General features: G+C 64.8%; 17 protein-coding genes. 12 read left to right on the top strand and 5 right to left on the bottom strand.

Going from position 1 to position 16,295, the window contains the following annotated elements; translation table 11 throughout:
* Positions 1 to 127 precede the first annotated feature (127 nt).
* The 5 genes from tsf (at position 128) to VF34_RS18345 (ending at position 4,145) form a co-directional block, all read left to right on the top strand.
* Positions 128 to 952 carry a translation elongation factor Ts gene (gene tsf / locus VF34_RS18365; RefSeq protein WP_027496703.1) on the top strand — a complete coding sequence of 275 codons (825 nt, stop codon included), beginning with the start codon at positions 128 to 130 and terminating at the stop codon, positions 950 to 952.
* Between the two features lie 164 nt (positions 953 to 1,116).
* Positions 1,117 to 1,845, top strand: a complete 729-nt coding sequence (gene pyrH, locus VF34_RS18360) for a UMP kinase (protein WP_027496704.1) — start codon at positions 1,117 to 1,119, stop codon at positions 1,843 to 1,845.
* A gap of 55 nt (positions 1,846 to 1,900) precedes the next feature.
* Positions 1,901 to 2,458: a ribosome recycling factor gene (frr, locus tag VF34_RS18355; RefSeq protein WP_027496705.1), complete on the top strand. Its 558-nt coding sequence runs from the start codon at positions 1,901 to 1,903 to the stop codon at positions 2,456 to 2,458.
* Between the two features lie 36 nt (positions 2,459 to 2,494).
* Positions 2,495 to 3,409 (top strand): phosphatidate cytidylyltransferase, encoded by a 915-nt coding sequence (locus VF34_RS18350; protein WP_027496706.1) that lies wholly within the window; start codon positions 2,495 to 2,497, stop codon positions 3,407 to 3,409.
* 16 nt (positions 3,410 to 3,425) lie between these two features.
* A complete protein-coding gene (locus tag VF34_RS18345) occupies positions 3,426 to 4,145 on the top strand; it encodes a class I SAM-dependent methyltransferase (protein ID WP_197077486.1) in 720 nt (239 codons plus the stop codon).
* A gap of 21 nt (positions 4,146 to 4,166) precedes the next feature.
* On the opposite strand, the gene VF34_RS18340 is transcribed toward VF34_RS18345, so the two are convergent.
* Both VF34_RS18340 and VF34_RS18335 read right to left on the bottom strand, forming a co-directional pair.
* Positions 4,167 to 5,009 carry an HpcH/HpaI aldolase/citrate lyase family protein gene (locus VF34_RS18340; RefSeq protein ID WP_045841852.1) on the bottom strand — a complete coding sequence of 281 codons (843 nt, stop codon included), beginning with the start codon at positions 5,007 to 5,009 and terminating at the stop codon, positions 4,167 to 4,169.
* A gap of 90 nt (positions 5,010 to 5,099) precedes the next feature.
* Positions 5,100 to 5,540: a LapA family protein gene (locus tag VF34_RS18335; protein ID WP_037220232.1), complete on the bottom strand. Its 441-nt coding sequence runs from the start codon at positions 5,538 to 5,540 to the stop codon at positions 5,100 to 5,102.
* 166 nt (positions 5,541 to 5,706) lie between these two features.
* Here VF34_RS18335 and rlmN point away from each other — a divergent pair, with 166 nt between their 5' ends.
* Positions 5,707 to 6,858 (top strand): dual-specificity RNA methyltransferase RlmN, encoded by a 1,152-nt coding sequence (gene rlmN / locus VF34_RS18330; RefSeq protein WP_045841851.1) that lies wholly within the window; start codon positions 5,707 to 5,709, stop codon positions 6,856 to 6,858.
* Positions 6,859 to 6,862: 4 nt separating this feature from the next.
* Here rlmN and VF34_RS18325 read toward each other — a convergent pair whose 3' ends face one another.
* Positions 6,863 to 7,132, bottom strand: a complete 270-nt coding sequence (locus VF34_RS18325) for a DUF2631 domain-containing protein (RefSeq protein WP_027496710.1) — start codon at positions 7,130 to 7,132, stop codon at positions 6,863 to 6,865.
* A 217-nt stretch (positions 7,133 to 7,349) separates the two neighbouring features.
* On the opposite strand from VF34_RS18325, the gene puuE reads away from it, so the two are divergent.
* On the top strand, positions 7,350 to 8,249 hold the full coding sequence (puuE, locus tag VF34_RS18320) for an allantoinase PuuE (RefSeq protein WP_032390099.1): 900 nt from the start codon (positions 7,350 to 7,352) through the stop codon (positions 8,247 to 8,249).
* 1 nt (position 8,250) lies between these two features.
* Here the strand turns inward: puuE and VF34_RS18315 are convergent, their stop codons facing one another.
* A complete protein-coding gene (locus tag VF34_RS18315) occupies positions 8,251 to 8,772 on the bottom strand; it encodes a DUF1990 family protein (protein WP_032366411.1) in 522 nt (173 codons plus the stop codon).
* 122 nt (positions 8,773 to 8,894) lie between these two features.
* Here VF34_RS18315 and dxr point away from each other — a divergent pair, with 122 nt between their 5' ends.
* The 5 genes from dxr (at position 8,895) to VF34_RS18290 (ending at position 15,298) form a co-directional block, all read left to right on the top strand.
* Positions 8,895 to 10,034: a 1-deoxy-D-xylulose-5-phosphate reductoisomerase gene (dxr, locus tag VF34_RS18310; protein ID WP_027496712.1), complete on the top strand. Its 1,140-nt coding sequence runs from the start codon at positions 8,895 to 8,897 to the stop codon at positions 10,032 to 10,034.
* A 3-nt stretch (positions 10,035 to 10,037) separates the two neighbouring features.
* On the top strand, positions 10,038 to 11,249 hold the full coding sequence (locus VF34_RS18305) for a M50 family metallopeptidase (protein ID WP_027496713.1): 1,212 nt from the start codon (positions 10,038 to 10,040) through the stop codon (positions 11,247 to 11,249).
* A gap of 61 nt (positions 11,250 to 11,310) precedes the next feature.
* Positions 11,311 to 12,450 (top strand): flavodoxin-dependent (E)-4-hydroxy-3-methylbut-2-enyl-diphosphate synthase, encoded by a 1,140-nt coding sequence (ispG, locus tag VF34_RS18300; protein WP_032370959.1) that lies wholly within the window; start codon positions 11,311 to 11,313, stop codon positions 12,448 to 12,450.
* A 116-nt stretch (positions 12,451 to 12,566) separates the two neighbouring features.
* Positions 12,567 to 13,403, top strand: coding sequence for a GNAT family N-acetyltransferase (locus VF34_RS18295; RefSeq protein WP_027496715.1), 837 nt, complete (start codon positions 12,567 to 12,569; stop codon positions 13,401 to 13,403).
* Positions 13,404 to 13,507: 104 nt separating this feature from the next.
* Positions 13,508 to 15,298: a penicillin-binding transpeptidase domain-containing protein gene (locus VF34_RS18290; RefSeq protein WP_156158543.1), complete on the top strand. Its 1,791-nt coding sequence runs from the start codon at positions 13,508 to 13,510 to the stop codon at positions 15,296 to 15,298.
* A gap of 22 nt (positions 15,299 to 15,320) precedes the next feature.
* On the opposite strand, the gene VF34_RS18285 is transcribed toward VF34_RS18290, so the two are convergent.
* Entirely contained in the window at positions 15,321 to 16,190 is an 870-nt protein-coding gene (locus VF34_RS18285) for a helix-turn-helix transcriptional regulator (RefSeq protein ID WP_032383405.1), read from the bottom strand.
* Between the last annotated feature and the right edge of the window lie 105 nt (positions 16,191 to 16,295).

The following is a 16,295-nucleotide window of genomic DNA, read 5'->3' as shown; positions in this document are numbered from 1 at the left end:
GGCCGGGGCCGCTTCGGTATGTCAGGGTTGTGATCGGTCCGGCTCCACAGCGAGCCCGTCGATCACGCTTCGAGAACAGCACTTTCGTCAACGCCCGTATTCAGACTTTTGAGGAGGCTCGCCCACGATGGCGAACTACACTGCCGCCGACGTCAAGCGGCTCCGCGAGCTCACCGGCTCCGGAATGATGGACTGCAAGAACGCACTCGCCGAGAACGACGGCGACTACGACAAGGCCGTCGAGTACCTGCGTATCAAGGGTGCCAAGGACGTCGGCAAGCGCGCCGAGCGCAACACCGCCGAAGGCCTCGTCGTCGCCGAGGGTGGAGTGCTCGTGGAGATCAACTCCGAGACCGACTTCGTGGCCAAGAACGACGAGTTCCAGACGTTCGCCGCGTCCGTCGCGGCGACGGCTGCAGCAGGCGAGCCTGCTGATGTCGACGCTCTCAAGGCACTCGACCTGAACGGCAAGACCGTCGAGACGGCTCTGAACGAGTTGTCGGCCAAGATCGGCGAGAAGCTCGAAATTCGCCGCGTCGTGTCCTACGACGGCAACACCGCGACCTACCTGCACAAGCGCAGCGCGGACCTGCCGCCTGCCGTCGGCGTGCTGGTCGAGTACACCGGTGACGGCGACGCCGCCGGCGATGCTGCGCGCGCTGCCGCGATGCAGATCGCAGCGCTCAAGGCCAAGTACGTCACCCGTGACGAGGTTCCCGAGGATCTGGTCGCCGCCGAGCGTCGGATCGCAGAAGAAACCGCGCGCGAAGAGGGCAAGCCGGAGCAGGCTCTGCCGAAGATAGTCGAAGGTCGCGTCAACGGATTCTTCAAGGACGTCGTTCTCACCGAGCAGAAGTCGGTTCAGGACGGCAACAAGACCGTCAAGGCCATCCTCGACGAGGCCGGCGTGACCATCACCCGTTTCTCCCGATTCGAGGTCGGCGCCAGCTAGTCTGCGCTCGATCCGATCGAGGCGATGCCGTTCATTCGATTTCATCGAGTGGACGGCATCGTTCGTGCGCGAGGCAGGTCGGAGCCGTGTCCACCGATCGGGTGCCGATAGGGCAGGATGATCGGTGAGTAAACCGTAGTGTTCGACGAGTACCGAGGAGAGCTATGACCGATCCGGCCCCTGACCGTCCCGGGTTCCGACGCGTGATGCTCAAACTGGGTGGGGAGATGTTCGGTGGTGGCCAGGTGGGGCTCGATCCGGATGTCGTGAACAACGTTGCCGAGCAGATCGCCGAGGTGGTGGCCACCGGAGTTCAGGTTGCCGTGGTGATCGGTGGCGGAAACTTCTTCCGCGGTGCCGAATTGCAGCAGCGGGGGATGGACCGATCTCGCTCGGACTACATGGGCATGCTCGGCACGGTCATGAATTGTCTTGCGCTGCAGGATTTTCTGGAAAAGCAGGGTGTTGCCACCAGAGTCCAGACCGCTATCACGATGGGCCAGGTGGCCGAGCCGTACCTCCCGCTGCGCGCGCGACGGCATCTCGAGAAGGGGCGTGTCGTCATCTTCGGCGCAGGTATGGGCATGCCGTACTTCTCGACGGACACCACGGCGGCGCAGCGGGCGCTCGAGATCGGTGCCGAGGTGCTGTTGATGGCCAAGGCCGTCGACGGTGTCTACTCGGCCGATCCACGGCTCGATCCCGACGCGACGATGTTCGACACGATCACCCACCGAGAAGCCCTCGAGCGAGGCCTCAAAGTTGCCGACGCGACTGCCTTCAGCCTCTGCATGGACAATCAGATGCCGATGTTGGTGTTCAATTTGCTGATTCAGGGAAACATTGCTCGCGCCGTGTCGGGCGAGAACATCGGCACGCTGGTCACGTCGTGAATGCCGCCGACACGACCGCGAACGAACCGAGAACGAAGACGATGGAGGACAGATCGTGATTGACGAAGCTCTTTTCGACGCCGAAGAGAAGATGGAAAAGGCCGTATCGGTTGCCCGTGACGATCTGTCCTCGATCCGCACCGGGCGGGCCAACCCGGGAATGTTCTCGCGCATCGTCATCGAGTACTACGGTGCCCCGACGCCGATCACCCAGCTGGCCAGCATCAGCGTGCCGGAGGCGCGATTGGTGGTGATCAAGCCGTACGAGTCGAATCAGCTCGGGCCGATCGAAACCGCTATCCGCAATTCCGATCTCGGCGTCAACCCCACCAACGACGGCAACCTGATTCGTATCGGCGTGCCGCAGCTGACCGAGGAACGACGCCGTGAGTTCGTCAAGCAGGCCAAGGGCAAGGGCGAGGACGCCAAGGTGTCCATTCGCAACGTGCGCCGCAAGACGATGGAAGAGCTCAAGCGCATCCAGAAGGACGGCGAGGCGGGCGAGGACGACGTCGTACGTGCCGAGAACGAGCTCGACAAGACCACCGCGAAGTACACCGCCTCCGTCGACGAACTGGTCAAGCGCAAAGAGGGTGAATTGATGGAGGTCTGATCTCCTTCGATAGTTGCGCAACACGGTGGAACGACGATGAATATCGAGGAGTTGACGACAGTGGTGGGACCGGATCGGCAGGAGGGCAGCGGCACGCCCGCTGGCTCGTCCGGGGTCGCCGCCACGAAGTCCGCCGGCAAGGCGGGTCGAAATCTGCCTGCCGCGATCGGCGTCGGCGGCAGTTTGGGTATCGGGTTGATCCTCGTGCTCGTGTTCGTGCCGCTGGTATGGATCGGTGTCGTGGCCGTGGCGTTGGCCGTCGCGACGTACGAGGTGTCCAAGCGGCTCCGCGAGGGCGGTGTTCTCGTTCCGCGCATCCCGCTGATCCTCGGTGGTCAGGCCATGATCTGGCTGGGCTGGCCGTTCGGTGCCGTCGGAGTGCTCAGTGCGGCTGTGGGCACCGTCGTGGTCTGCATGGTGTGGCTGTTGCTGAGACAAGGCTTCGGTACTGCTCCCAAGAACTATCTCGAAGAACTCTCCGTCACCGTTCTGGTGGCGTGTTGGCTACCGCTGTTGGCCTCGTTCGCCGTTCTGATGGTCCTGCAGGACAACGGTGCCGGTCGCATCCTGGTCTTCGTCATCGGCGTCGTGTGCTCGGATGTCGGTGGTTACATCGCCGGTGTGCTGTTCGGCAAACACCCGATGGCACCGGCCATCAGCCCGAAGAAGTCCTGGGAAGGGCTGGTCGGATCGCTCATCTTCTGCGTCATCGGTTGCCTGCTGACGGTGACCCTGATTCTCGAGGCCAACTCGATGATCGGTGTCCTGCTAGGAGTCGTGCTGGTCGTGACGGGAACACTGGGCGACCTCATCGAATCGCAGGTCAAGCGCGACCTTCGAATCAAGGACATGGGCTCGTTGCTGCCCGGCCACGGCGGCATCATGGACAGACTCGACTCGTTGCTGCCCTCTGCGTTCGTTGCGTGGCTCGTCTTCACCGTGTTGCTCTGACCGACTCCGCCGGACGATGAGCGGTGATCGCGGCGGGGTGATTCCCAGTCCCAACATCTGGCACTGGCCGCATCTGTACGAGGCGGAGAACAGGGCTCAGGACGTCGACGGCGCTGTGTTCGCGTCCATTCGATCGACCGTCGATTGGACGGCCGAGAACGTCGTGGACGTGGGCTGCGGCAGCGGTTTCCATCTTCCGATCTTCGCTGCGGACGCCCGGTACGTCATCGGTGTGGAACCGCACGCCCCATTGGTGGCCGCAGCCCGCACGCGCGTCGAGTCACTTGCGAACGTCGCCGTGCGTGCGGGTAGAGCGGACGCGCTGCCCGTCGACACAGGTTCGGTCGATCTCGTCCACGCGCGAACCGCGTATTTCTTCGGCCCCGGCTGCGGCCCGGGTATCAGCGAAGCGATGCGAGTTCTGCGGCCCGGAGGGGCGTTGGTGGTCGTGGACCTCGACGCCACGTCGTCTCCGTACGGGGACTGGATGCGTGCGGATCTCCCGCACTACGATCCTGCGGCCGTCGAGGCGTTCTTCGATGCCCAGGGATTCGAGATGCGACGCGTCGACACGAGGTGGGCGTTTCCCGACCGCCGGGTTTTGCGGGATGTGCTGGGAATCGAGTTCTCACCGCGGGTAGCGCGCGCTGCGGCACGGCAGGTCGACGGCCTCACCCTGAATGTGCGCTATCGCATCCACGTTCGATACAAGCCGACCGGCGTCGAGTCGATCTGAGCCTGGCTCGGCAGCGAGCGATCAGGACGCGGCGGAGATTCCGAAGATTCGAGCCAGTTCGTTGATCTTGAGAGCCTTTGCCAGACGCGGCAGATCGCTGCCGTCCTTGACGTGAGCACCGTCGGCACCGAGAGCGTCGATGACATCGTGAGCCCAGGACACGTCTGTCGGGGAGGGGGCCAGTTCGCGGTTGACGATGGCCACCTGATCGGTGTGCATACAGAGTTTGCCTGCCATGCCCATCGAGAGCGTCAGGGCTGCATCGCGCCCGAGGATGCTGTCGTTCGCGGTCAGTGTCGGACCGTCGATGGGTCCGGGTAGTCGTGCGACGCGCGAGGAGACGACCAGTCGCGAGCGCGGGTAGGCCATGGCGAGCGGGTCGTCGCTCATGCCCGTGTCGCGTCGGAAGTCGCCGCTGCCGAAGGCGAGACGGAATGTCGAGTCCGCGCGCGCGATTTCGGTGGCGGCCTCGAGTCCTGCTGCCGATTCGACCAGCGCGAGGATCGGGGTGCCGTCGGCGAGGCGGGCGGCTGTCGCCTCGACCTGACCGCCGCTCTCGGTCTTCGCGAGCATGACCCCCACCAGGCCGGGCAGCCCGGACAACGCGGCAAGATCGTCGGCCCAGCACGGGGTCGTCGCGTCGTTGACGCGCACCCAGGCCGAGTTGCCCTCGCTCAGCCAGCGCACGACGGTCTCGCGAGCAGCAGGCTTCTTCGCCGGAGCGACTGCGTCCTCGATGTCGAGAATGACGGCGTCGACACCGGATGCGACAGCAGCGTCGAACGTATCGGGCTTGGTGGCCGGAACCAACAGCCACGATCGTGCGCGGTCGGGTGCAACGCCGGATGCCACCGGTGTCTCCATGAAAGTAGTCACGTCATGCTCCTCGAGTGAAGTCGGGCACCGCCAACCTTATCGATTCAGAGCATCGGTGCCAGCTTCTGTACATAGTGTTCACGAACCGTGACGCTGGTTCTTCTTCGCTGCGCGCCGGACCTGCAGGATTCGGGCACCGCCGGCCATGGCCATCACCAGCGCGCCCGCGATCGCGGCCAGCAGCATGCTGATTCCGAGGGGTAGGTCGAGCTGCCAGGCGAAGATCTGGACGGTGACCGAGTCGAGGTTCTGCACGATGAACACCAGGAGAACGACAAGGACGACGGCCCCGACCACCAGGCCGGTCCAGAGGGCGGCGGTGCGGGTGTGCGCCACATCGGTGGGGGTGTGCTGCTGTTCCGGAACGAACTCGGGGTCGGGCGCGGAATGGCCGTCCGAATCCGGGGTCGTGATCGGGGCGAGTTCGCGCGACGGGCCCACCGTTTCGTCGAACCCCGGCTTGGTCGACGCCGATGTGTCGAACGGTGCCTCGTTGTTGTCGTCTGCTCTGGTGGCCATGTCGATGATCCTTTCGCACGCGTGGTCCGAATGCACGCGCAATCGGTCCCGGCGTCGATACCCGTCAGGGCACCGTCGAAAACCGTCGCGAATAGGACTGTGAGCAGAACGGGTGGACAATGGTGGGTATGGAGTTGAGCCAGCAGGAACGACGCGGGGGTCGAGCATGAGTGATTCCGCAGCCGCAACGGACAGCACGACCGAGCAGAAGAGACCGAATCTTCCGCTGGTCTTCACAGCTCCGCGTCGGGGTATGCCGTCGCGTCACCTCGCCGACCTGGACAAAGAGGGCCTGCGTGAGGCAGTGAAGGCACTCGGTCTACCGGCATTCCGGGCCGACCAACTTGCGCGGCACTACTACGCGCGGCTCGAGGCCGACACCACCAAGATGACCGATCTTCCGGCCGAGGCTCGGGAGAAGGTCGGTGCCGATCTTTTTCCCACCTTGCTGACGCCGATCAAGCACTTGGCATGTGATGACGGTGACACTCGAAAGACGCTGTGGAAGGCCAACGACGGGACTCTGCTCGAGAGTGTTCTGATGCGGTATCCGGATCGCGCGACGCTGTGCATCTCGAGTCAGGCCGGTTGCGGAATGGCATGTCCGTTCTGCGCAACCGGTCAGGCCGGCCTGACGCGGAACCTGTCGACGGCCGAGATCGTCGATCAGGTCCGTTCGGCGGCCGCGGACATGCGCGACGGCGTCGTCCCCGGCGGTGAGGGTCGTCTGTCGAACGTCGTGTTCATGGGCATGGGTGAGCCGCTGGCCAACTACAAGCGCGTCGTCGCGGCAGTGCGCAAGATCGTCTCACCAGCCCCCGACGGGCTGGGACTGTCACAGCGTTCGGTCACCGTGTCGACGGTCGGCCTTGCTCCGGCCATTCGAAAGCTGGCCGACGAGGGTCTGTCGGTGACCTTGGCCGTGTCTCTGCACACGCCGGACGATGAGCTGCGAGACACGTTGGTCCCGGTCAACAATCGTTGGTCGGTGGCGGAGGTTCTCTCCGCAGCCCGGTACTACGCCGATCAGACCGGTCGACGCGTCTCGATCGAGTACGCGATGATCCGGGACGTCAACGATCAGCCGTGGCGAGCGGACATGCTGGGCAAGAAGCTGCACAAGGCGCTCGGATCCCGGGTACACGTCAACCTGATTCCCCTCAACCCGACTCCGGGTAGCGAGTGGGATGCCAGCCCGAAGCCGGTGGAGCGGGAATTCGTTCGCCGGGTCATCGCGCAGGGCGTCTCGTGCACCGTCCGCGATACCCGAGGGCAGGAGATCGCGGCGGCGTGCGGTCAGCTCGCCGCCGAGAACTGAACCGCTAGCGGGGCTTGCGGCGGACGATGACGTCGCGCACGACGAGTCCGACCAGCGCCACGGCAAATCCGACCAACCACAGGTCTTCGACCTTGCCGGTGTGATTTCCGATGATCATGAACAGCAGGAACGCGGCAACGACGATGGCTGCGACGCGCATCGCCTTGTTCGACTCGCCGCTCCATCCCCACGCGGCGGACGGCACCTCGGGCACCTCGTTGCGGGTATCGACGACCGGGTCGTACGAAGCGGATTCCAGTTCGGTATTTGCCACCGGTCGATCCTCTCGGGTGATGCGTTCACGTGGGTCCCGGCACGAACGGTGCCAGACGCGTTGTCGGAACAATATTGGCATACGACCGCCCGTCGTAGTGATCAGGGTTGCATCGCTCACCCAGCGCGTGTGTGGGCTCGAATGAGAGACTGCGGCGGTGACCTCCGAGCGCCTTCCCCATCGTCCGAGTCGGTCCCCGCTGAGCTATCCCCGCGACATGGTCGGTTACGGCCGCACGCCGCCGCTCGCGCAGTGGCCGGGTGAGGCGAACATCGCCGTCCAGTTCGTCCTCAATTACGAGGAGGGTGCCGAGAACAACGTGCTCGACGGCGACACGAAGTCCGAGACGTTTCTGTCGGAAATGATCGGCGCACAGGCGTTTCCGAATCGACACATGAGCATGGAATCGCTGTACGAGTACGGATCCAGAGCCGGAGTGTGGCGCGTGCTGCGCGCATTCGAGAAGCGTGGGTTACCGCTGACCGTGTTCGCGGTCGCCAAGGCAATGGAGCGGAACCCGGAAGTGGTTGCGGCACTGCTGGAGTTGGACCACGAGATCGCATGTCACGGCTTGCGGTGGTTGTCGTATCAGCAGATCGACGCGAACGTCGAGCGCGAGCACATGGCGGAGGCCGTGACCATCCTGCGCGAGCTGACGGGGTCTGCGCCACTGGGGTGGTACACCGGGCGCGACTCTCCGAACACCCGATCGCTCGTGGTGGAGCACGGCGGATTCGTGTACGACTCCGACTCCTATGCAGACGATCTGCCGTACTGGGAGAAGGTGCCCCGAGACGGCGGGGTCGTCGATCACCTGGTGGTGCCGTACACCCTGGACACCAACGACATGCGTTTCGCATCGCCGGGGGGATTCTCGACGGGCGACGAGTTCTACGCGCATCTACGTGACGCCTTCGACGTTCTCTATGCCGAGGGCGCGAGTGGGAGTCCCAAGATGCTCTCGGTCGGACTTCACTGCCGGCTGGTGGGCAGGCCGGCCCGCATGGCTGCACTGGAACGTTTCCTCGATCACGTGCAGTCGCACGACAAGGTCTGGGTCGCGAAGAGAATCGACATCGCCGAACACTGGCGAGCTGTGCACCCGCCCGAGGCCTGAGTCAGTCGGCCTGTCGGCACGCCGATGCCAGCGCGCTCAGATAGCGGTCGGTGAATGCTGCCTGGACGCGCCTGCCCACCGGGCCGCCGAGCTTGGTGTACCAGCGACCGGGTCGCGAGAACGCCGATATGTGGGCGGTGACGGCACCGTCGGCGGGGGAGTAGTCGACGTAGAAGAGTTCTTCGCCGGACTCGGGATGCCCGTCGAGTGTTCCGTAGGCGAAACCCTGACGGTTCGCCTCGTCGATGACATAGACCACACGACACGGAATGCGCACCGGCCCGAGTGTGAGAACGACCACCGAGTCGGGCACAGCGGTCTCGGCCTCGGAACGGACCTTCAGTCCTGCCCCACGGTGCATGTCCCATCGCATCAACGCATCGGCCGCCGCCACGAAGTCGTCCAGCCCCGATCCCACGACCCTCGACATCGTGACGTGGTGGTATCCGGTGGGCAGTGGGCCGGCGGTGGCCCCCGCATCGTCGTAATTGAACGGTGCCGAGCGGTACTTCGAGAAGTCCATGCACCCCAGCGTGCCAGCCTGCGTCGGCACATAGGGGTTTCTCAGCCTCGGTAGGCAACAATGGACCGGTGCCAGACCATCGTGAGCGAACGACCAACTCGGATCGCCCCGAGCCGATACGTGTGCTGTTGCTGGGAAGTACCGGGTCGATCGGAACCCAAGCGCTCGACGTCATCGCCGCCAACCCGGACCGCTTCGTCGTGGTCGGGCTGGCTGCGGGCGGTGGAAACATCGAACTGCTCCGTCGCCAGATCGCGGAGACCGGTGTCCGACGGGTAGCCGTCGCCCAGCCCGAGGCCGCCGCCGAGCTCGATTTCCCCGGAGTGCTGAGTGGTCCGCGAGCAGTGACCGAGCTGGTCGAGTCGACCCCGGCGGACGTCGTGCTCAATGCCCTCGTGGGTTCTCTCGGCCTCGAATCGACCCTGGCCGCGCTGAACAGCGGTGCGCGCCTGGCGTTGGCCAACAAGGAATCCCTGGTCGCCGGAGGCGAGCTGGTTCTCGCCGCCGCAGCCCCCGGTCAGATCGTGCCGGTCGACTCCGAGCACTCCGCGCTCGCCCAGTGCCTGCGCAGCGGTTCGCGCGGCGAAGTGGATCGACTGGTTCTCACTGCATCGGGAGGTCCGTTTCGAGGGTGGAGCGAGAGCGAACTGAAGTCGGTCACGCCGGAGCAGGCCGCCGCGCATCCCACCTGGTCGATGGGGCCGATGAACACGTTGAACTCGGCGACACTGGTCAACAAAGGTCTGGAACTGATCGAGGCGCACCTGCTGTTCGGTGTGCCCTACGAGAGAATCGACGTCACCGTGCACCGGCAGTCCATCGTGCACTCGATGGTGACGTTCGTCGACGGTTCGACCATCGCTCAGGCCAGTCCACCGGACATGAAGTTGCCGATCGGGCTGGCCCTCGGCTGGCCCGATCGAGTGCCGGACGTCGCCCGTGCACTCGACTTCACGACCGCATTCTCCTGGGACTTCGAGCCACTCGACGACCGAGTGTTTCCGGCGGTGCAGCTGGCGCGTGAGGCCGGGATCATGGGTGGGTGCATGACTGCGGTGTACAACGCGTCCAACGAAATCGCTGCAGAAGCGTTCCTGAACGACAGGATCGAATTTCCGCAGATCGTCGAGACGGTGCGCGCGGTACTGGGCGACGGCGGGCAGGACTGGTCGACGGCTCCCAGGGACGTCGACGACGTACTCGCGGCGGACTCCTGGGCCCGGGCCCACGCCCGTGAACTACTGAAACCGAAAGGCCTCTGACACATGGTGTTCGCTCTGGGTGTCGTGCTGTTCGCCGTCGGAATCGGGGTGTCGATCGCGCTGCACGAAGCGGGACACATGTGGACCGCGAAAGCGCTCGGCATGAAGGTTCGCCGCTACTACATCGGGTTCGGCCCGAAGATCTTCTCCTTCCGACGCGGCGAGACCGAATACGGCCTCAAAGCCATTCCGGCAGGCGGATTCTGCGACATCGCCGGCATGACCGCCATCGACGAACTCGCGCCCGACGAGGTCGAGCGTGCGATGTACCGCCAGAAGACATGGAAGCGCATCGTCGTCATGGTCGGCGGCATCGCGATGAACTTCGTGCTGGGAATCGTTCTGGTCTACGTGTTGGTGCTCGGCTGGGGCACGCCGGATCGGGTGACGCCGACAACGACGGTCCAGGGCATCGGTTGTGTCAGCACGTCCCAGACCGAGGACGGTGAACTTGCGCCGTGTTCGGGAGACGGTCCGGCTGCCGAAGCCGGACTGCGCACGGGCGACATCATCACTGCGGTGAACGGTCAGCCGACAGAGACTTGGTCCGACGTCGTTCTCGCCGTTCGGGACTCGACCGGGTCGGCCGATCTGACAGTCGATCGCGACGGTGCTTCGCAGACTCTGAGCGTTCCGATCCTTCAGGTTCAGCGCTACGTCGTCGATCCTGAGACCAAAGCGAAGAACTCGACAACCGTGGGAGCGATCGGCGTCACCGGCGGTCCACCGCCGAACATTCGATACAACCCGATCGAAGCAGTGCCCGAGACCTTTGTTTTCACCGGGGACATCTTCGTGCAGACCGGGAAAGCGTTGGTGCAGTTGCCGAGCAAGGTGGAGGCGCTGTGGGATTCGATCTTCGGTGGTGAACGAGGGCTCGACACGCCGATGAGTGTCGTCGGAGCAAGTGTCATCGGTGGCCAGGCCGTGGAAAACGACAACTGGCAGACGTTCGTCGGGCTGCTGGCGTCGCTCAACTTCTTCCTCGGTGTGTTCAACATCGTGCCGCTGTTGCCACTCGATGGTGGCCATATCGCCGTGACCATCTACGAGCGCATACGCAACATTTTCCGCAATCGTCGCGGCCTGCCCGACGGTGCGCCGGTGGACTACATGAAACTGATGCCCGTCACCTACGTGGTCATCATTGTTTTCATCGGGTTCTCTCTCTTGACGCTCACGGCGGACATCGTCAACCCGATTCAATTGTTCTAAGTAGACTCGACAGTCGTAGCTAGGAAAGAAGGCCACTGTGTCCGTGTCAGTCGGATTGGGAATGCCCGCACCGCCGGTGCCCGTACTCGCGCCACGTCGAAAGACCAGGCAGCTCCAGGTCGGGTCGGTGGGTGTCGGAAGCGAAAGCCCCATCTCGGTGCAATCGATGTGCACCACCAAGACCCACGACATCAACGCCACCCTGCAGCAGATTGCAGAGCTGACGGCGTCGGGTTGCGACATCGTTCGTGTTGCGTGCCCCACACAGGACGACGCCGACGCGCTGTCGATCATCGCCAAGAAGAGCCAGATTCCGGTGATCGCCGACATTCACTTCCAACCGAAGTACATCTTCGCGGCCATCGACGCCGGGTGCGCAGCGGTGCGCGTCAACCCGGGCAACATCAAGGAGTTCGACGGCCGCGTCAAGGAGGTCGCCAAGGCGGCCGGTGACGCGAACATTCCGATCCGCATCGGTGTGAACGCCGGCTCCCTCGACCCGCGGCTGATGAAGAAGTACGGCAAGGCGACACCCGAGGCGCTCGTCGAATCTGCGCTGTGGGAAGCAGGCCTGTTCGAGGAGCACGGTTTCGGCAACATCAAGATCTCGGTCAAGCACAACGACCCCGTCATCATGGTCGCTGCGTACGAGCAGTTGGCGGCACAGTGCGACTACCCACTGCACCTCGGTGTCACCGAAGCGGGGCCGGCTTTCCAGGGGACCATCAAGTCCGCTGTGGCATTCGGGGCCCTGCTGTCCAAGGGCATCGGCGACACCATCCGAGTTTCCCTGTCGGCACCGCCGGCGGAGGAGATCAAGGTGGGAAACCAGATCTTGCAGTCGTTCAATCTGCGCCCGCGCAAACTCGAGATCGTGTCCTGCCCCTCGTGTGGTCGCGCACAGGTCGACGTCTACACCCTCGCCGACGAGGTGACTGCGGGACTCGAAGGCATGGAGATCCCGCTACGCGTCGCGGTCATGGGCTGCGTCGTGAACGGGCCGGGCGAGGCCCGCGACGCCGACCTCGGTGTCGCGTCGGGCAACGGCAAGGGCCAGATCTTCGTCAAGGGCAAGGTCATCAAGACGGTCCCCGAAGCGCAGATCGTGGAGACGTTGATCGAGGAAGCGATGCGCATCGCCGAGGAGTTCGAGAAGGACGAGATCGCCAGCGGTGGCGCGCCGGTGGTCACCGTCAGCTGAGCGGGTACACCTGTTCGGCGTCCGGTTTGCCGCTCTGCCACCGGGGGAACACATTGTCTGGAATGATTCGCTTCAGAATCGGTGCGTACGCGGTAGGTGGGTCAGGAGGTCGGTAGGTGCTCAAGCTCCTCGGTGCGAAGCCTCTCGGTAATCGGGACGTCGCGCACGTGCTCCGGGTGCTCGACGCCGACCCCGTTGCAACCTGCATGGTCGCCGCGCGTGTGCAGGAATCGGGCCTCGATCCGAGGTCGTTCCACGGCGAGATGTGGAGCAGGGGCGGTCCGGACGAGTCGCTGTGCTTCTACGGTGCGAATCTGGTTCCGTTGCTCGGTTCCAGCGACGATCTTCGTTCCTTCGCGGACCGCGCGTGCCGTGGGCCGCGTCTGTGCTCGTCGTTGGTCGGCAGAGCGGAGTTGACGCTTCCGTTGTGGGAAATGCTCGAGACGGATTGGGGTCCGGCGCGAGAGGTACGCGGTGAGCAACCGTTGTTGGCCACGTCGGTACCGTCGTCCATCTCGCATGATCCTCTCGTTCGGCTCGTTCGACCCGACGAGCTGGACGTGTATCTGACCGCAGCCGTTGCCATGTTCATCGAAGAGGTCGGCGTCGACCCGCGACTGAACGACGGCGGTAGGGGATACCGGCGTCGGATCGCCAGTCTCATTGCAGCGCAACGTGCCTGGGCCAGATTCGAGGACGGCCGCGTGGTGTTCAAGGCCGAGATCGGCTCGCAGTCCGGGACGGTCGGGCAAATCCAGGGAGTATGGGTGCACCCGGACCGACGCGGGCACGGCCTGGGTGCATCCGGAACGGCGACCGTGGTGAACTCGGTCGTCCGCCAGGGGCGTACTGCGAGCCTGTACGTCAACAGCTTCAACTACGTCGCGCGCCGGGCCTACGCGAAAATCGGTCTGACGCAAGTGGCGACGTTCACCACGGTGCTGCTGGACTGAGAACGGTCGCTCGATCGGCTTGTCCCGAAACGCGATTCGTTGCCGTGGTCGACGCACCGGCCGTATTACGATGGGGCGCAATGAGATCACGTGATGCGACCTGGATGCGCGGACGGCTGGGCGTGGTGACCGTGATCGGTGCCGTCGTCGGTGCCTGCCTCACTGGGTGTACACCCAAGCCCGACGGTCCGGAGCCCGCAGCTCAGGCATTCCTCGCGGCCTTCGAGGCCAACGACATCCCCACGGCCGCCGCCGATACCGACAAGCCGGACGCCGCAGCCACTGCGCTGCGCGAGGCGTGGACCAATCTGCAAGCGGAGGCCCTCGACGCCGAGACGACGTCGGTTCGAGTCGACGGCGACACCGCCACAGTCGGCTACACCTATCGTTGGCAGCTGCCCAAGGATCGGGTGTGGACGTACGACGGCCAACTGAACATGGGTCGGAGTGCGGGAGAGTGGGTGGTGCGGTGGACCGCCTCGGACATCCACCCGAAGCTCGGTGACACGCAGACCATGGCCTTGCGCTCGACGGCTGCACCACGCGCTCGGGTCAACGAGCGCTCCGGCACCGACGTCCTGGTGCCCGGGGTCGTACATCGAATCAAGTTCGACGCGTCGGCCGCGAACAACGTCGTGGCCTCGGCGACGGCGTTGTCGACACTGCTGACACCGTTCGACGCGTCGATCACGGCCCAGTCGATCGTGGAGTCGGCGACTTCCGTCGACGGCGACTACCCGGTGGCGCTGCTGCGAGACAGCGACTTCGAACCCATCTCGGCGGCGCTGACCGAGATCCCCGGTGTCACGGCGTCCGACGAATCGGATCTCGTGTCCACCGACCCCACCTTCGCGCCGGACCTGGTGGGCCAGGTGAAGAAGGCCGTCATCGACGACGTCGACGGCAAGGCCGGCTGGAGCGTGGTGACCAGCAACCGCAACGGCGTCGACATCGACGTCCTCACCGACACCCCGCCCGAGCCGGCACCGTCCTTCTCGATCAGCCTCGATCGGAATATTCAGGTCGCGGCCCAACGAGCAGTGAACGCCAGGGCCGAGCAGGCCATGACGGTGGTCATTCAGCCGTCCACCGGGGCCATCCTCGCTGTGGCGCAGAATCCGGCCGCCGATCGGGACGGACCGGTCGCGTCGGCCGGTCTCTACCCACCGGGTTCGACGTTCAAGATCATCACCGCCGGGGCGGCGATCTCCAGCGGACTCGCGACCCCGGGGAGCACCGTTCCGTGCCCCGGTCGTATCGAGATCGGCGAACGAAGCGTCCCCAACTACAACGAGTTCGCTCTCGGTGACGTGACCATGAGCACCGCGTTCACCCGATCGTGCAACACCTCCTTCGCGAAGCTGGCGAGCGAGATGTCGCCCGACGCGTTGACCGTGGCCGCGTCCCAGTTCGGCGTCGGTCCGGACTACGACGTCGTGGGGTTGCCGACCGACTCCGGTTCGGTCCCGCCCGCGGAAGAACTCGTCCAGCGCACCGAGGACGGATTCGGCCAGGGCAAGGTGGTCGTCTCGACCTTCGGGATGGCACTGGCCGCCGCGACGGTTGCCCACGGCTCCACACCGGTTCCAAATCTTCTGGTCGGACGGGAAACCGCCATCACCGGCGATCATCCACCGATAGAACCTGCCATGGTCGACGGGTTACGCGGCATGATGCGCTCGGTGGTCACCAGCGGCACCGCAGAACGGATCGCCGACCAGGGCGAGGTGTACGGCAAGACCGGAGAAGCAGAGGTCGAGGGCGGATCGCATTCGTGGTTCGTCGGTTACCGAGGCGACATCGCCTTCGCGACTTTGGTGGTACGCGGCGGCAGCTCGGACAATGCGGTCGCCGTCACCCGGGAGATGTTCGAGCAGCTTCCGCCGGGGTACTGAGCGCTACGCCGGTGGGCCGGGTTCAGCCCGACAACAGCCCGAGTCGACGACACGCGAGAACCGCTTCGTATCGAGTGTGCGAGTCGGTTTTTCGCATCACGCTGCGGAGATAGGACTTGACCGTCTCGGCACCGATCGACAGCCGTGCCGCGACTTCGACGTTGGTGCAACCGAGCGCGACCTGCGAGATGACGTCGATCTCGCGTGGCGTCAATGCCTGCGAGTCGCCGGAGTCGCTGTCCTGGTTCGCTGTCCGACCGAGCGTTGCTGCCAGTCGCGCGGTGACCGCGTCCAGTCTGTGCTTGACCGCCGCGTCTCCGATCGACCGAGCGAGCTCGGCGAGCTCGTCGTGCACACCGCGCAACTCGGCCGTCCGCGAGAGGTTCCCGTCCGACGTGGCCCGCGCACTTTCCATGAGGCGCACCCTGCGGTCGACCTCGTCCCGGATGGCGATCTCCTGACCGAGGCGCCGGGCTGCGGCGGTCATGATGTCGCCGACTCGATCACCGAGGGGGCCGCGTTCTCGCACCGCTGCGTACATCACCATGCGGGCTGCTCCGGCGACGACAACCGGCACCGCCAGGATCGACTTGAGGCCCTCGCCGAGGACCGGCCGGTCGAAGTGATGGGTGATCGACATCGACGCGCCGTAATCACTGACGGCCGCGGGCCGACGTTGGTCCATGACCCGGCCACCGAGACCGGACCTGGGCGGGATGGCGAGCCCGTCCAGCCCACGCGTGCGGGTGCCGTGAAATTCGCTCAGGTGCAGCGTTTCCGAGGACACTTCCCCGCCGAACACGACGGGCACGGCGGACGTCGCGGCGACCTGGCGTAGTTCGGCGCGAAGGGCATCGCCGTCCCGGGGGCGCAACAGACTGGAATGGACCACGACGCTTCCTTCCTCGGTTCGGGTACGTCGACGGCGAACGTGACCCAGATCATATCCCGTCGCGCGGTTGCGGATTCGGTGGCCTCGACCAGCAGCGCTGGTTCT

The sequence above is a fragment of the Rhodococcus sp. PML026 genome (genome assembly GCF_000963615.1).
Classification (GTDB): Bacteria; Actinomycetota; Actinomycetes; order Mycobacteriales; family Mycobacteriaceae; genus Rhodococcoides; species Rhodococcoides fascians.
Note: the sequence above shows the minus strand (reverse complement) of the source record. Positions and strands in the feature narration are given on the sequence as shown.

Excerpts from the sequence above, each read along its gene's own strand:
- VF34_RS18350 (WP_027496706.1), top strand. The coding sequence starts at position 2,495 with ATGAATATCGAGGAGTTGACGACAGTGGTGGGACCGGATCGGCAGGAG.
- rlmN (WP_045841851.1), top strand. The coding sequence starts at position 5,707 with ATGAGTGATTCCGCAGCCGCAACGGACAGCACGACCGAGCAGAAGAGA.
- tsf (WP_027496703.1), top strand. The coding sequence starts at position 128 with ATGGCGAACTACACTGCCGCCGACGTCAAGCGGCTCCGCGAGCTCACC.
- VF34_RS18345 (WP_197077486.1), top strand. The coding sequence starts at position 3,426 with ATGAGCGGTGATCGCGGCGGGGTGATTCCCAGTCCCAACATCTGGCAC.
- VF34_RS18335 (WP_037220232.1), bottom strand. The coding sequence starts at position 5,540 with ATGGCCACCAGAGCAGACGACAACAACGAGGCACCGTTCGACACATCG.
- VF34_RS18305 (WP_027496713.1), top strand. The coding sequence starts at position 10,038 with ATGGTGTTCGCTCTGGGTGTCGTGCTGTTCGCCGTCGGAATCGGGGTG.
- pyrH (WP_027496704.1), top strand. The coding sequence starts at position 1,117 with ATGACCGATCCGGCCCCTGACCGTCCCGGGTTCCGACGCGTGATGCTC.
- VF34_RS18340 (WP_045841852.1), bottom strand. The coding sequence starts at position 5,009 with ATGGAGACACCGGTGGCATCCGGCGTTGCACCCGACCGCGCACGATCG.
- VF34_RS18290 (WP_156158543.1), top strand. The coding sequence starts at position 13,508 with ATGCGCGGACGGCTGGGCGTGGTGACCGTGATCGGTGCCGTCGTCGGT.
- ispG (WP_032370959.1), top strand. The coding sequence starts at position 11,311 with ATGCCCGCACCGCCGGTGCCCGTACTCGCGCCACGTCGAAAGACCAGG.
- VF34_RS18315 (WP_032366411.1), bottom strand. The coding sequence starts at position 8,772 with ATGGACTTCTCGAAGTACCGCTCGGCACCGTTCAATTACGACGATGCG.
- puuE (WP_032390099.1), top strand. The coding sequence starts at position 7,350 with ATGGTCGGTTACGGCCGCACGCCGCCGCTCGCGCAGTGGCCGGGTGAG.